Origin of the sequence: Paenibacillus sp. FSL R5-0744 (assembly GCF_037972555.1) — a bacterium.
GTDB lineage: Bacteria > Bacillota > Bacilli > Paenibacillales > Paenibacillaceae > Paenibacillus_AQ.
On sequence record NZ_CP150228.1, the window covers coordinates 2,368,117 to 2,383,091 of the forward strand.

The window sequence follows — 14,975 nt, forward strand, 5'->3', positions numbered from 1 at the left end:
CCTCCACTGTATTGTAAATATGGTATTTACATTGGCGGTCCTTGCGTAAGCAATAGAAGCCGAATCGCCTCCATGCAGGCCACTCCTTGTGGGAGTAAGTTAGAGAGCGCGCGTCTGGCCTGTCCCGGCTTCAGACCGCTTATAATGGGTTCAAGTGCCTTTACTTCACGTTCTAGTCGTTGCATATGCTGCTCAAGCTCGACTAATTTATCGGATACGTCAGTTTCAGGAGTAGCCTCGCTCCATTTGCTCATCATGGATTTGATTTCTTCCAATGAATACTTGTCATGCTTTAATTGATTAATACGTTCTAAGTCGACCAAGGTTTCATGACTGTAAAGTCGGTAATTTTTGGTGCTTCTTGACTCTGGGGAGATTAACCCCAATTTCGTGTAATAATCAATGGTGCGCTCACTGATGTGAGCAGCCTTAGCTAATTCTCCAATTCGATATAGAATCATATCCCCATGCTACCTCGCCTCACTAATCGAATTCGACTGTCCATAAAGGATAGTCGTCTCCTATATTGGTGGTTTCTATTATGCTATCTGTAATGATAACAAACTGGAAACCATACAGTCAAACGTCATACTTTCATAAAGTATATGCATTAAAGAGAGGTTAATTCATGAAATGAAATGCGTTGTTTATATACAATACACTCAAACTCCATGTGATATCAAATTTGAACCGATTGTGCTCATTAATAAATCCTAACTATAAACATTACATTTAATGTTATGTTTATTGGGGAATCAATAAGGATAATTCGATAAAAAAGTAATATTAGAGCGGATCTTCACGTAGTTATTTCAATGAATTCATAGCTGTATGGGCCTAAAATACTGAGATAGTCCAAGTGTACTATGGAGAATTTGTGAGTTTGGTGAAAATAAAATAAAAACATTACCAAAAATAGTCTTGTCAATTTACCTGACTTCTGATTATAATGACATTAAGAGTTTCACGCTTTGTTAGAAAATATAACATTGGGGAGTGGGGTAAAATGAAAAAGAAATGGTTGATGATGTTACTGGCCATGATTACGCTGATGGTTTATCCGGTAAGTGCTTTTGCGGCGGACGGTCCAACAAATGCAGATTTGCAGGTCGGATTGGATACCGCGTTTACCTTCCTGGCATTCATCTTAGTTTTCTTTATGCAAGCAGGGTTCGCGATGCTTGAAGCAGGATCAGTTCGAATGAAGAATGCAGGTCACGTAGCCGGTAAGACGGTACTGACACTAGCCATTGCGAGTGTATGTTTCTGGGCCGTTGGCTTTGGACTTGGCTTCGGTAACGGTAACGGCTTCTTCGGTACCACAGGCTTCTTGTATGGCGGAGATTCAACAGCATCTTCATTTGAATCACTTGCATTTTCTGATGTTACTTTAAATGTTAAATTCTTGTTCCAAATGGCGTTTGCAGCAGTTTCCTTAGCTATCGTATCTGGAGGCATGGCAGAACGTGCAAAGATCAGTGTGTACATTATATTCGGAATTTTATTCTCAATTGTAATTTATCCTGTCGTAGCACACTGGGTATGGGGCGGCGGCTGGTTGGCTGAGCTGGGAATGCAAGATTATGCAGGTTCTACGGTTGTCCATCTTACTGGTGCCACTGCAGCGGTAGTAGCAACCATATTGCTTAAGCCACGACTTGGTAAGTTTAATAAAGAAGGTAAACCTGTTATTATTCCAGGTCATAACCAAGTATTTACTGTACTCGGTGTGATTATCCTCTGGTTTGGTTGGTTCGGATTCAATCCAGGTAGTGCTTTGTCCCCAATGGGAGGTTTCTTCGGTCACGTAGCATTAACCACGAATATCGCAGCAGCAGCAGGCGGTTTGGCGGCATTAATTGCTTCTTGGTTGTATTTTGGTAAATCTGATATTCCAGCAATGCTGAATGGTGTTCTAGCTGCATTGGTTGCGATCACTGGTGCATGTGCTTACGTTGAACCATGGGCAGCAATCATTATTGGTTTAGTAGCGGGTGCGTTCACATTCATGACTTCCCAATGGCTGGAACGTGCAGGACTTGATGATCCAATCTATGCTTTCTCGGTACATGGTATTGCGGGAATGTGGGGCGCGGTTTCCACGGGTCTATTCGCTGCACCGGATCTTATTACTAAAGGTGCTTTGGTAGGGGAAGCCGGATTGTTCTACGGTGGAGGTTTCCACCAGCTGGGTGTTCAAGTGCTTGGGGTAGTAGGAACATTTGCTTTCGTAGCCGTGCTTTCATTCATTATCTTATATGTAATGAAGGTAACAACAGGACTTCGTGTTACGGAAGAAGAAGAATTGATGGGTCTGGATATCAGTGAGCATGGTACTTACGGATACCCTGAACAAATGAAATTAATTGCAGAATCGGAATCCAAAACCCTTAAACAATAATATGAATCCTCAGATAGGGAGGCGGACCGTGTGGCTTCGATGGAGTTAACAGACGGGTATGATGAAGAAAGCTTTAGGACCATCGTTTTAGCCGGTTCGCCACAGGAACTTAGGGAGAGGCGAATTGCCTGCCAAAGTATTCTACTGGAACAGTTGAATGTAATTCCGATTGAGGAATGGATGTTTCGTGTGAATACAATGCATGATCTTATTGCAGAGACTGCAGTACTAATATGTGAGGCGCAGATGAAAGAGGCGGGCTATGGCCCGCCTCCCTGTGCTTATTCATTTATTGTGTTTGGCAGTAGTGGAAGGCAAGAAGCTACACTGTGGAGCGATCAGGATAATGGTTTGATCGTTGAGGGTGAACCGGATGGGGAGAAGAATAGATACTTTGATTTTTTTGGAATGATGTTATCCGATCTGCTTGAAGAAGTGGGATATGAGAAATGTGCAGGCAAGGTAATGTGCTCCCAAGGGATGTGGAGGAAGACGTTATCGGAATGGAAGGAGCAGCTGAAGGAATGGAGAACCCAGCTGGAATGGGAGCCAATTCGGTATCTTATCATTTCTTCAGATATGCGTCATGTTGCGGGAAGTACGGAGTTATCAGCATTGTGGCAAGAGGCTTTCTATGAGGGTTTTATTGACAATGAGGAGTTGTCTGTGGCTGTTCTTCGCAATACAGTCCGCCATAAAGCGACTTTAAATCTGCTGGGACAGGTGTTAACAGAGCGCTTTGGGGATTATGCAGGTGGATTTGACATTAAGTATGGAGTCTATATCCCGGTAGTGAACATTGTTAGACGCTTATCGTTATTGCATCATATTAGAGCTAGCTCGACCTTAGAGCGAATTGAAGAGCTTGAAAGACTTCACAAATATCAACATCTGGATGATATTCGGCGAGCTTTCTTATTGGCGATGCGGATGCGAGTGAACACGCCATTTAGTGTCCAGAATGGCTTGTTAATCAGCAGTGATTATATTGCTGAGAGTGAACTGAAGAATAAGCAGCTGTTGTCTGAGCTGCGTGAAAGTCTGCTGCTTGTTAGACGCCTTCATCGGGCGTTGCAGCGTCAGCTCCGCTCAGCGGAAAGGTGGCGAACATGAGGGAGCCAAGCAAGAATGGAGGATTCTGGAACAACCTGAGACAAGGTGGAATGCCGTCGGCAATCGCTTCGATGAGAGGGGGAGAAACTGCCCATCAGACTGCGCAGCAAATGGCCTACATCCGATCTCTCATGCGTGAGAAGCGTCGTCCTGAGGTGCTGCGTACTCCGCTGTCTGAACTGGAGACGGTTATATTTGATTTAGAGACGACGGGATTTTCTCATCAGCATGGAGATGAAATTATGTCGTTTGGTGCAATTAAGGTTGTTGGAGAGGAAATTAAGGAAGATGAATGCTTTTACACCTTGGTGAATTGTCAGACGGCAATTCCAGAAGATATTACGAGGTTAACAGGGATAACGGAAGAGATGACTGGATCCGCCCCATCCTTAATTGATGGCCTTCATAATTTCATGTCCTTTGTGGGGCAAAATGTGCTAGTGGCACATGCAAGCTCGCATGATAAAGCTTTTCTCAATGCCGCGCTATGGAGAACTTCTAAAGTTCAGCTTACACACCGGGTGCTGGACACGATGATGCTTGCACGTTGGCTCGAGCCGCAGCGAAATAACTATACACTCGATGAACTGTTATTTGTCCATGGAATTCCGATTCATGGACGTCACAATGCATTAGAGGATGCCAAAATGACAGCCCGGCTGTGGGTGGCTTATCTTCGCGAAATTTCGGAGCGGGGCCAAGTAGATACCTTAGGCGATTTATATGCTTATTTAAGTAGAACGTGAAGCGGGGCATGAGAGAGTTCAGGGAAAGCTGTTCCTTGTTCATTTGAATACCGCTCAATATAAAATCCATTCAGAAATGGAGAGCAGCCATCTTCAGTTCTGGGAGAACCAATAAGGTAGACCTTAAATTCAGGTCCAAGTGCTGTTAATCCTTTATAATCGGCAACCGAAGGTATAGGTTCTGAATTTGGGTGGGAATGAAATAAACCGATGAGTGTCGGCTCATTGTAAAGAACATGAATCCACTCTTCAGGGTGGGGAGTAAATGTGTGCAGCGGGTCTGGCGCTACGTTGCGCATAGGTACGTAAGTATCGATGAGCATGCCACCCGCTGCGGCAGCACCCAGCAGGACTCCGCATGCTTCATGCGGGTAACTGGACAGCAAGTGCTTCCCCAGCGCTTGCTGTACGGAATATTTCAGTCTTATAGGCTGGACATTTCCCTGTAATGCTGCCATTTGTTCACCCCTCTCTCTTCATTAGGGTTTCGTCGCTGACGATACCCTCTTTTTATTTTTCTTTTTGTCTAAAAAATGGATGGTTTGAAATTGAAGTTAATGAGGGTACAATAGTAGAAAACTATTCCATTCGAAAAGGAACAGATCCCTATGAAAGCAGTAAATAAATTGAATATCACGATAGTGATTCTTATTGTATGTGTAGCTGTGTTTGCGGTGTGGCATAATCGTGAGCCGAAGGCTACGGCTGTTTTTGGACAACAAGATGAGCCGCCAATGAAAATAGGACCTAAGGCTGGACTGCTCGCTCCCTCATTTTCACTCCAAGGAACGGATGGGACTACATATGTAGTTGACGGGCCGCGAGAGAAGGCAGTCCTCGTTAATTTCTGGGCTTCATGGTGTGATCCCTGCAAGGAGGAAGCTCCGGAGCTTAACACTATGGCCACTAAGTATAAGGATGTTCTAGATATTTATGGTATTAATGTGAGTAGTCAGGATTATAGACCCAATGCAGAACGTTTTATTAAGAAATACGGTCTTGTGTTCCCGGTTATGTTTGATGTGAAAGATGAGGTGTACAGCAAATATAACGGGGCAGTATTTCCTACCAACGTGCTTATTGACAAAAATGGAGTGATCTCAGAGATTATTCTGGGCATTCTTAGTCCGGAAGAGCTGGAGAAAAAAATTATCAAGCTTACCGAATCATAAAGGATCTACACCAAAGAATTATAAAAGGCCCCCTTCATTACAGTTAAACTGTTGAAGGGGGTTCTTCGTCATATGAATGCTTATGAAAGGTATGAATTAATGATTTACCAGGCCTCTAGGTTCAGTACTTCCAGACTGTTTATTTTCCAGCGAGAGTTGATTCAGAAGTGCGTAGCGCATACTGTCAACAAGCGCTTCCCAGCTGGCTTCAATAACGTTACTGGAGACGCCTACCGTACTCCAAGTGTCTGTGAAGTTCTTGGATTCAATCAATACCCGTACTTTCGCAGCAGTCTGATCCTGTTCATCTATAACACGGACTTTATAGTCGGATAGATGCATTTCCTTCAATTGCGGGAAGTAGGTCTGCAGCGCTTTACGAAGAGCGTTGTCGAGAGCATTGACTGGACCGTTACCTTCAGCAGCGGTATAAAGGTTCTCATTGCCAACCTTCAGTTTAACGAAGGCTTCAGATACAACTGGATGCTCTGCGGTTTTTTCGACTAACATCTTGAAGGATTCAAAGGTAAAGGTTTCATTCATCTCGCCAGTAGCTTCCCGAAGCAGTAGCTCCAGCGAGGCATCGGCACCTTCGAATTGATATCCTTGATGCTCCATCGTTTTGATCTTCTCGATCACCCGGCGAGCTTGCTCGCTGCTTGGATCCAAATTCAAACCCATATCTTGCGCCTTGGAGAGCACATTGCTCTGTCCAGCCAGTTCAGAGACCAGTACACGTTGTTTATTCCCGACAAGCTCAGGAGCGATGTGCTCATAGGTCCGTGAATCACGCATGATGGCGGAGACATGGATTCCACCTTTGTGTGCGAAAGCTGCATTTCCGACATAAGGTTGATTTACCGGCAGATTAACATTGGCAACTTCACTAATATAGCGTGCTGTGTTCGTAAGCTGCGGTAAAGAATCACCAGGAATACAGTGGTATCCCATTTTGAGCTGAAGGGTAGGGATGATGGAACATAAGTTGGCATTGCCGCATCGTTCGCCGTAACCATTAATGGTACCTTGAACTTGCCGTGCTCCAGCACCGATGGCGCTAAGTGTATTAGCTACCGCTAGCTCACAGTCATTGTGAGTGTGAATTCCGAGATTTGCTCCAGGTAGCTGCCCAGCCAGAGCGGTAACAATCTCATGAATTTCAAAAGGCAATGTTCCACCGTTGGTATCGCACATTACAAGCCAATCTGCTCCGGCTTCCTGGGCTTTGGACAGAACGGCTGCTGCATATTCAGGATTGTTCTTGTATCCATCAAAGAAATGCTCGGCATCAAAAATCACTTCAAGGCCTTTGCGTTTCAAGTAGGATATGGAGTCGCCAATCATGGCGAGATTCTCCTCAAGCGTAGTCTGTAATGCAGTGTGTACATGAAAATCCCAAGATTTTCCGACGAGTGTAGCAGCAGGAACTCCTGCATCAATCATACGTTTTAAATTGTCATCGTTTTCGGCCAAGGAATTCTTCCGCCGTGTGCTGCCGAACGCTGTGATTTTGGCGTTCAGATGAAGCTCCTTGACTCTTTTAAAAAATTCAATGTCTTTATTGTTGCTTCCCGGGATGCCACCTTCAATATAGTGCACACCCAGATCATCGAGCTTCTTGGCAATCTTCAGCTTGTCGTCAGCCGACAGACTGATGCCTTCACCTTGGGTGCCGTCGCGTAATGTAGTATCGAAGATGGAGATGGACTTAGACATGAGTGTCCTCCTAAAAGTTTTGTAAGCTTCGTCTTCCGGATTCACTTCGTGCAAAACTCACATCGGAAGCATTGGCAAGGGAAATGAATTTATACATTATAGCATTTTTACGCGGGAATGTAACAAAGAACTTTACAGCCTCTTAAGTTGACCTAACCGCAGCGGAGAGGTATTCTAAATTGGACAATAGAGACCCTGAGGATAAGAAGGTAGATATTGTGCAGAATGTTGATCAGTATTATCCAACGACTGGCAGGGTTATCCTGCATGTGGATATGAATGCTTTTTATTGCTCGGTACATGAGGCAGAGGATCCTGACCAATTCAGAGGTAAGGCTACTGCGGTTGCGGGTAGCGTTGAATTACGGAAAGGGATTATTGTTACTTGTTCGTATGTCGCCCGCAGATTGGGGATCTCGACGGGTATGCAGGTTCAGAAGGCGCTACGTATTTGTCCATCGCTTATCGTTATTAAGCCGGACTTCCATTTATACCGCAAATATTCTAATGCGTTTATGCAGATTGCTTATAGCTATACACCATTACTGGAAGCAGTGTCGATAGATGAATGTTACTTAGATATAACTGGCTCCAGGCAATTCGGTACGCCTATGGAAATTGCGGAAACTATTCAGCGCCGTATAATGGAAGAATTGGGCTTGCCATGCTCCATTGGTATTGCTCCAAATAAGCTCCTGGCGAAGATGGCTTCGGATTTAAAAAAGCCAAATGGTATTTCGGTGCTGCGGCTGCGGGATGTACCTAAGATTTTATGGGATAAGCCATGTAATGAAATGTTCGGTATCGGTGGAAAAACGGCAGAGAAGCTCCGTAAGCTGGGAATTTACAGCATTGGTCAATTAGCGGCGTCTGATGAGAAAATGCTGGTTGAGAATTTTGGAGTTATGGGCTCATGGCTAAAGCGTGCAGGGAACGGCATCGATCATGGGATAGTAAATCCTGAGCGAGAGCAAAGTAAGTCGATCGGACACACCACTACACTGCCGCGGGATGTTATTGGCCTGGCTGAGGTACGCCCCATTTTGCTGAATCTAAGTGATCAGGTAGCGCGGCGCTTGCGAAAGCAAGGGCTTGTGGCTTCAGGTGTGCAGCTTACCATTCGGACACCGGATATGAAGACCATTACTCGTTCCCGGCAGCTTGAGGCGCCTTCAGAGAGTGGAGAAGATATCTACAAGTCTGTCTGTGATCTTTATGTTCGACATTGGAATGGTGAGAAGCCCGTTCGACTGCTTGGTGTGACCTTGCAAGGATTGATCGCTAAAGAGGATTCTGCAATTCAGCTGGATTTGTTCGATTACGAACAGCAGCCTAAGAAAGAGTCACTGACCAAGGCTATGGATATGCTTCGCAATAAGTTTGGTGAAAATGCAGTTTTGACCGCTGGAATGTTAAGTGACACCCATTCTGCAAGGCTCCGTAATCATAAGGAGCGAGGCACCTCACTGCAAAAGGATAATCTGTTGTCTGTTGAGTCAGATAAAGATTGATAAAACGTGTCGAAATTGATACTATAGAATGCGTCAGAAATGCAAACGTATTGAAAATCAATTGAAATTGTATTCTTTTTATATTAATATGAGAAAAATAAGACGCTGGTTCAACAGCGCAGCATTGCTTAACGGGAGGCAGAGAAAAAAATGGCTAAGTACACTTGGGTCGAAAAAGACACTTGTATCGCTTGTGGTGCATGTGGCGCAACGGCTCCTGATATTTTTGATTACGATGATGAAGGTTTGGCAGAAGTTATTTACGAAAATGACAGAAACTGCGGTGTGACAGCAATTCCGGACGATTTGTTTGATGATCTCCAAGATTCCTGTGATGGTTGCCCAACCGACTCCATTAAAATTGCGGACGAACCTTTTAACAAAGAAGGTTAATTACTCGATAAAGAGTAACGTGCGACACCAGATAAAGACATCTTCTGCGAACATTTTGTTCGGCTAGGGATGTCTTTTTTGCTGTGTCTGACCGATATTAATAAAGTAGGAATTATAAACTCTCGGAGGTTCCGATGAAGAACTCACAGCACCTCAAAGCATATGTACAGATGCACCCAGATAACAAAATGGCATGGTACTTGCTGGGAAAGGAATACTATAAGAACGGTCAACATGGAAAAGCTAATTATTGCTTCAATCAGGCTGGTGAAGTGTATGAGGCTTTCGAGCATAGTAAGGTACCTGCTGAAATGCTGCGCGAATACGAAGATGGATTGCTGCAAGCGAGTCGCCAGCGTGAGCGCGGCCAACAAAGATTGAGATACATATCACTGGCGCTAATGCTTCTTATACTGTTAATGGTACCTTCAGCAGTGGCTCCGGGTATTGGTGTTACTGAAGAACAAGAAGTCCTTCAAGACACGGCAGCTCCAGAAGTCAAAGATCTGCCAGATCCAAAAGACTCCGTCCAAGAGCCAGTTATTGAGGCGAAAAAAGTGATGTATACAGCGCAAGAAAATGCAACTGAGGTTTCACAAGGAAAGTTAATGGCGAAAATGCTAATGCGTAAAGAACCTTTTGAAGCTGCTGCGTTAGGGATGGAGCGAGAGGGGAAATGGCTGCTCTGGAAAGAAAAGCTTCCGCTAAATTTCACATTGCAAAAGAATGGAAAGGGGCGGCTGGTATATCAGTCTTACGATCCTAAGGAATGTGCATGTGAGCCGCCAGAGCAAGGGCAACTCGCCAAGGATGGAGCAGAATGGCAGGGTGACCAAGAGGAGCATGCCACACTATGGAGTGCAATTCGGGCTTATCAAGATGCTAAAGGGAAGCTTCCAGATACATTAGCGGATTTGACGGGATCTTTTCCTGAGAACTGGATAGGTGGGACGACAACCGTCATGAAGCGGGAATTCAGCCCTCTTAAAGCGGTGGCTAAGAACAAGATGGCATCGGGAACAGAAGACATAGCGGAGCCTTCAAGCTCATCAAACGATGGTGTGAGGACTATACCGACAGCATTAAGTGTGAGTGGAAGTGTTGCGAGTGACGTTCCTTTTTTTGATCAGCCGCTGAGGGTCGTTGTGGATAAACAAAATCATCGGTTGGCGGTAGTCAGCGGTTCTATTATTTTACGAAATTATGCGGTAGGACTTGGCGGAGATAAGACACCAGAGGGGAATTTCGTGATTACAGATAAAGTCGTCAATCCAAATGGTCGAGATGATGGGGATTTCGGCAGCAGAGGGCTTCAGCTTTCGGACAGTAATTATGCTATTCATGGTACGAATGAGCCTGACAGTGTTGGTAAGGATGAATCCCTTGGATGTATTCGAATGGGCCGAGAAGATGTGGAGGAGCTCTTCGCGCTGATTCCTAAAGGTACAACAGTAGTGATTAGTAAAGGGGTTCTGCCTGAAAAGCAGCTTGTGCCGGCTAAACGCTTCAGCTCTACTGCTAAGCATGATCAGACCAACCCCCACAAAGTATACCACTGGCTGAATTAGTTTCCTGCAACGATAAACAGAACGATGATTAGAAGAATTAGTAAAGTTAAACTGACGCCAATCCACATTAGCGCTTTACGGTTAACTTCTTCTTTCTTTTGCTGCAAAGTTGGTGGTTTACGTTTAGTAGACATACTGGGCATACCTTCTTTCTCTCTTAATCGCTGATTACACCTATATTGTAATGCGTTTACAACAAAATTACTATACTCTGCGTTATGTACTCAATATACTCGCACTGTAAAATACTTTTCTTTTGTTCAAGAAAAGGCTAAAATTAAGAAGAAACCTACAGAAACGGGTAGACACGTGGATTAGTGAAGTACCCCTTAAGGAGCGAGAACGGTGTTGTATCGTAATTTTGGTAAACCAATTTTTTTCAAGATTGATCCCGAGAAGGCTCACCATCTCGTCATAGGTGGATTGGATAAATCGTCATCAGTGCCAGGTGGAAGCGCGGCGCTACGTTTAATGTACGGAGTTCCTGAAACGGCGGATTTAGCGGTTGATCTGTTTGGCACGCATTTCCCGACGCCAGTTGGACTTGCTGCAGGTTTAGATAAAAATGCCGATGCGGTAGTCGGATTCTCTTCGATCGGGTTTGGATTTATGGAAGTGGGCACGGTTACCCCTAAGGGTCAACCAGGTAATGATAGCCCTCGTTTGTTCCGTCTTCCTTCGGATGAAGCGCTGATTAATCGAATGGGCTTCAATAATGAAGGGGCTGATGCTATGGCACAGCGTCTGAAGAAAATAAAGAATCGGAGAATTCCTATAGCAGTTAATATTGGCCGGAATAAGATAACTAGTAATGAAGCGGCTCATGAAGACTATCGTCAGTGCATCCGTACGCTTTATCCGTACGGTGATTTTTTTGTGGTCAATATTAGCTCGCCGAATACACCTGGTCTTCGCAATCTCCAGCATGGCAGTGAATTATCGTTCCTGCTGGCTCAAGTGAAGGAAGAAATGGAGATTCAGCGTAAAGCGACCGGGATTACCAAAAGCTTGTTGGTTAAGATAGCACCAGACGTAAGTGATGAAGAGCTGGAGTTTATGGTTCAGACACTGACAGAAGCTGGTATGGATGGTATTATTGCTACGAATACTACATTGAACCGTGATGGACTTAGTCATGAAAAGGCTAATGAGACGGGGGGCTTAAGCGGCAAACCGCTGCGGGACCGCTCAACGGAGATCATTCGCAGTATTTATCGCCAGACGGAAGGAAAGATGCCGATCATAGGATCAGGCGGCATTTTCACCAGTCAGGATGCGTATGACAAGATAAGAGCAGGTGCGAGTCTGGTCGAAATTTATACAGCTCTCATCTACGAAGGACCGGAGGTTAACCGCAAATTGCATGCCGGATTACGGCAGCTATTACGGCGGGATGGATTCAGTCATATCTCTGAAGCAGTGGGCGCTGATCATCACTGAAGGAGACGAAAGGACAGGAGGACGAAGGCGATGGACGGCAGGGACTGGGGAACTTTTTTGCTTCCATATGAACAGACTGTGGAAGAATTGAAAGTTAAATTCAAAACAATGCGTTCGGAGTTGAAGAAAAGAGAGGAATACACGCCGATAGAATTCGTAACGGGGCGTGTAAAGCGGCTGTCAAGCATTCTGGAAAAGGCTAAACGGCTGAATGTGAAGATGGAAGATCTGGAGACGGGGATTGAAGACATTGCAGGAATTCGGATCATGTGCCAATTCGTGGAGGATATCCGCAGAGTGGCCGAATATATCCGGGCCCGTAAGGATCTTGAAGTACTCTATGAGAAGGATTACATCACTAATTATAAAGAGAGCGGCTACCGCAGCTTCCATATGATTATTAAATATCCTGTGCAAACAGCGCTTGGCCAGAAAATTGTGCTCGCGGAGATCCAAATTCGTACGCTAGCTATGAATTTCTGGGCTACCATAGAGCATTCCCTGAACTATAAATATCGGGAGAGTCTACCCGATGAAATGCGTGTTCGACTAAAGACGGCAGCTGAAGCAGCATCGATCCTCGACAGTGAAATGTCCAGTATTCGGGAAGAGATTCTGGAAGCACAGAAGACATTCGAGGAAAACTCGAATATGACCACTCAGATTCTCAAGGCCATTCATCAATTGTATTTCTATCACTTGGTGAATGAGGCTATAGATACGCAGGCTCGCTTTAACGAAATATGGCAGGTTCAGGATATGGAAGCGATGAAGGAACTTCTAGATCATGTGCGGGGACTTCTTTCCGCAGCTAAAAAGGATAGTTTGCCGGATGGCTTATGAACCATTGTACTTGGAATACCTAGTGTACTTTAATCGTGACAGGGATTATTTCGAATGTCACGAGGTACTCGAAGAACTGTGGCTTGCCCAGGAACGAGATCCTTTGTACAAAGCACTTCTCCAAGTAGCGGTAGGGTTATACCATTTTCGCAATCAGAATGTGCGCGGTGCAGCTATTATGCTGAGTGGTGCTTCTGCCAAACTGGAAGAATATCCAGCAGCGACACTCGGTATTAATCTGGCGAAACTCGTGGAGGAAGTGAAAGATTATGTTCGGCGCTTAGCATCATATGATGAGCGGCCATTTTCTTATTACGATCTAACCATAGAGATTATTGATCCGAGTCTAGCGGACCAAGTGGAGAATGCAGCTGTAGCTATCACACCGAATAACCCTCAACGACGTGGTCCTCAGAGACCGACATCCTTTCATCGTAAGTAAAAGATCCTCTATATATGAGTATTGTATAAGGGACACCCGTAGGGGTGTTCCTTGAATCTTTAAACACCTAAATTTTTGCAATACTATCAGGAGGACGGCATCATGGCGGCACAATTGCCCAGTTCTTTCAGCGAGCGTATGATGGACATGCTGGGAACAGATTATAATCAATTTGCGGATTCTTACAAGGAAACCCCATACGGAGGCGTCCGTGTTAACACCTTGAAGATTTCCGTGGAGAGCTTAAAGGCTCTTTCTACTTTAGGACTGGAACCCATTCCTTGGTGTCCGACAGGATTTTATACAGAGAATGGGGCTAGACCTGGTAAACATCCTCACTACCACGCAGGTTTATATTACATTCAAGAGCCGAGTGCGATGGCACCTGTGGAATTGCTTAATATTGAACCAGGTGATCGTGTACTTGATTTATGTGCCGCCCCTGGGGGGAAATCTACACAGATTTCAGCCAAGCTGTTAGGTGAAGGATTGCTGGTTAGTAATGATCTTCATCCAGAACGGACTAAAGCTCTAGCTAAAAATCTGGAGCTGTATGGGGTTCGTAATGGTATTGTACTGAACGAAAGTCCAGATCATATCGCGGCTGCATTCCCGCTTTTTTTTGACAAGATCTTGATTGATGCTCCCTGCTCTGGTGAAGGGATGTTCCGTAAAGATGAAGACATGGTGAAGCAGTGGGATTCAGGTACACCTGCCAAATATGCTTCCATGCAGCGGGATATTTTACGTTCTGGTGCAACAGCATTGGCACCGGGAGGTACACTTGTCTATTCCACCTGTACCTTTGCTACAGAAGAAAATGAGGAAATTATAGCGGAGTTTATTTCTGAACATCCACAGTTCTCAGTGGTAGCGGTAGGAGGTACAGGCTCATTCGCTCCTGGCTTCGGAGAACTCTCAGGTACAGCAAGACTGTGGCCGCATAAGGTGAAAGGCGAAGGACATTTCATGGCTGTATTGCAACATGGGGGAACTAAGCGCTCAATGGAGGAACGTGATCACTTAGAGGTCAAGTTAAACGAATCTGCAAGAGCAAGAACTACTACTCCAAAAAGTGCAGCACACGTTAAATCATCCAATAAATCAGAAGGAAGACGGGGGAAAGAAGGGAAACCCTCTCACAAATCTACTGGTGGCGCTGACCGTGGTCGGCAAGTTTCAGGTGACGAGCAAGCTTTGACTGCGTATGGAAATTTTGTGCGAGATCAGCTTGGTTGGGAACCGCAAGGATATCCGGTTCTGTTCGGTGATCATCTGTACATTTCTCCACTTCCTAAGGAAAGACTAAATGGATTAAAGACGATCCGCCCGGGATGGTATGTAGGACAAATCCGTAACGGAAGATTTATTCCAGGGCATCCAATGGCTACAGCTTTGCATCCGGAAGAAAGCTGCCGAAGTGTCTCACTCTCCAGTACGAATCATGAAGCTATTTCCTATCTTAAAGGAGAGACGTTGTCGATTTCTCAAGAACGTCTCTCTATTAGAATAGGAAGTGCCCAAAAGGGATACGTTTTGGTCTGCATTGATGGCTACAGCGCAGGCTGGGGTAAGTGGCAGGATGGCATACTCAAGAACGAATATCCCGCAGGCTGGAGGTGGATGTAAC

Annotated in this window: 15 protein-coding genes; 11 read left to right on the forward strand and 4 right to left on the reverse strand. The window is 45.0% G+C overall.

The window, feature by feature from the left end; all coding sequences use genetic code 11:
* Positions 1-26 precede the first annotated feature (26 nt).
* Positions 27-461: a MerR family transcriptional regulator gene (locus MKY19_RS10145; protein WP_042186848.1), complete on the reverse strand. Its 435-nt coding sequence runs from the start codon at positions 459-461 to the stop codon at positions 27-29.
* A 545-nt stretch (positions 462-1,006) separates the two neighbouring features.
* Here MKY19_RS10145 and MKY19_RS10150 point away from each other — a divergent pair.
* The 3 genes from MKY19_RS10150 to MKY19_RS10160 are packed head-to-tail and all read left to right on the forward strand — an operon-like array spanning position 1,007 to position 4,260.
* Positions 1,007-2,401 carry an ammonium transporter gene (locus MKY19_RS10150; protein WP_042186849.1) on the forward strand — a complete coding sequence of 465 codons (1,395 nt, stop codon included), beginning with the start codon at positions 1,007-1,009 and terminating at the stop codon, positions 2,399-2,401.
* A gap of 39 nt (positions 2,402-2,440) precedes the next feature.
* Positions 2,441-3,514: a DUF294 nucleotidyltransferase-like domain-containing protein gene (locus MKY19_RS10155; RefSeq protein ID WP_339804258.1), complete on the forward strand. Its 1,074-nt coding sequence runs from the start codon at positions 2,441-2,443 to the stop codon at positions 3,512-3,514.
* Positions 3,511-4,260, forward strand: coding sequence for an exonuclease domain-containing protein (locus MKY19_RS10160; protein ID WP_339802424.1), 750 nt, complete (start codon positions 3,511-3,513; stop codon positions 4,258-4,260). Before MKY19_RS10155 ends, MKY19_RS10160 begins: the two co-directional genes overlap by 4 nt.
* Here the strand turns inward: MKY19_RS10160 and MKY19_RS10165 are convergent.
* A complete protein-coding gene (locus MKY19_RS10165; RefSeq protein ID WP_076298540.1) occupies positions 4,242-4,718 on the reverse strand; it encodes a M67 family metallopeptidase in 477 nt (158 codons plus the stop codon). The genes MKY19_RS10160 and MKY19_RS10165 overlap by 19 nt on opposite strands.
* Positions 4,719-4,868: 150 nt before the next feature.
* Between MKY19_RS10165 and MKY19_RS10170 the strand changes: the two genes are divergently transcribed.
* Positions 4,869-5,432 (forward strand): TlpA disulfide reductase family protein, encoded by a 564-nt coding sequence (locus MKY19_RS10170; RefSeq protein ID WP_339802428.1) that lies wholly within the window; start codon positions 4,869-4,871, stop codon positions 5,430-5,432.
* Between the two features lie 96 nt (positions 5,433-5,528).
* Here the strand turns inward: MKY19_RS10170 and cimA are convergent, their stop codons facing one another.
* Positions 5,529-7,148 (reverse strand): citramalate synthase, encoded by a 1,620-nt coding sequence (gene cimA / locus MKY19_RS10175; protein ID WP_339802431.1) that lies wholly within the window; start codon positions 7,146-7,148, stop codon positions 5,529-5,531.
* 218 nt (positions 7,149-7,366) lie between these two features.
* Between cimA and MKY19_RS10180 the strand changes: the two genes are divergently transcribed.
* The 3 genes from MKY19_RS10180 (at position 7,367) to MKY19_RS10190 (ending at position 10,620) form a co-directional block, all read left to right on the forward strand.
* The gene (locus MKY19_RS10180) at positions 7,367-8,659 is read left to right on the forward strand and encodes a DNA polymerase IV (RefSeq protein ID WP_339271587.1); all 1,293 of its coding nucleotides are present in this window, start codon (positions 7,367-7,369) and stop codon (positions 8,657-8,659) included.
* Between the two features lie 150 nt (positions 8,660-8,809).
* A complete protein-coding gene (locus MKY19_RS10185) occupies positions 8,810-9,052 on the forward strand; it encodes a ferredoxin (protein WP_042186857.1) in 243 nt (80 codons plus the stop codon).
* Positions 9,053-9,186: 134 nt separating this feature from the next.
* The gene (locus MKY19_RS10190; protein ID WP_339802434.1) at positions 9,187-10,620 is read left to right on the forward strand and encodes a L,D-transpeptidase; all 1,434 of its coding nucleotides are present in this window, start codon (positions 9,187-9,189) and stop codon (positions 10,618-10,620) included.
* Here MKY19_RS10190 and MKY19_RS10195 read toward each other — a convergent pair.
* Entirely contained in the window at positions 10,617-10,754 is a 138-nt protein-coding gene (locus MKY19_RS10195) for a hypothetical protein (RefSeq protein ID WP_167348489.1), read from the reverse strand. The genes MKY19_RS10190 and MKY19_RS10195 overlap by 4 nt on opposite strands.
* A 211-nt stretch (positions 10,755-10,965) precedes the next feature.
* Between MKY19_RS10195 and MKY19_RS10200 the strand changes: the two genes are divergently transcribed.
* The 4 genes from MKY19_RS10200 (at position 10,966) to MKY19_RS10215 (ending at position 14,974) form a co-directional block, all read left to right on the forward strand.
* Positions 10,966-12,060, forward strand: coding sequence for a quinone-dependent dihydroorotate dehydrogenase (locus MKY19_RS10200; protein ID WP_076298537.1), 1,095 nt, complete (start codon positions 10,966-10,968; stop codon positions 12,058-12,060).
* Positions 12,061-12,090: 30 nt separating this feature from the next.
* Positions 12,091-12,903, forward strand: coding sequence for a GTP pyrophosphokinase family protein (locus tag MKY19_RS10205; RefSeq protein ID WP_042126350.1), 813 nt, complete (start codon positions 12,091-12,093; stop codon positions 12,901-12,903).
* On the forward strand, positions 12,893-13,345 hold the full coding sequence (locus MKY19_RS10210) for a DUF309 domain-containing protein (protein WP_094872292.1): 453 nt from the start codon (positions 12,893-12,895) through the stop codon (positions 13,343-13,345). The genes MKY19_RS10205 and MKY19_RS10210 overlap by 11 nt, the downstream gene beginning before the upstream one ends.
* 102 nt (positions 13,346-13,447) lie before the next feature.
* Positions 13,448-14,974 (forward strand): RsmB/NOP family class I SAM-dependent RNA methyltransferase, encoded by a 1,527-nt coding sequence (locus tag MKY19_RS10215; protein WP_339802439.1) that lies wholly within the window; start codon positions 13,448-13,450, stop codon positions 14,972-14,974.
* Position 14,975 lies beyond the last annotated feature (1 nt).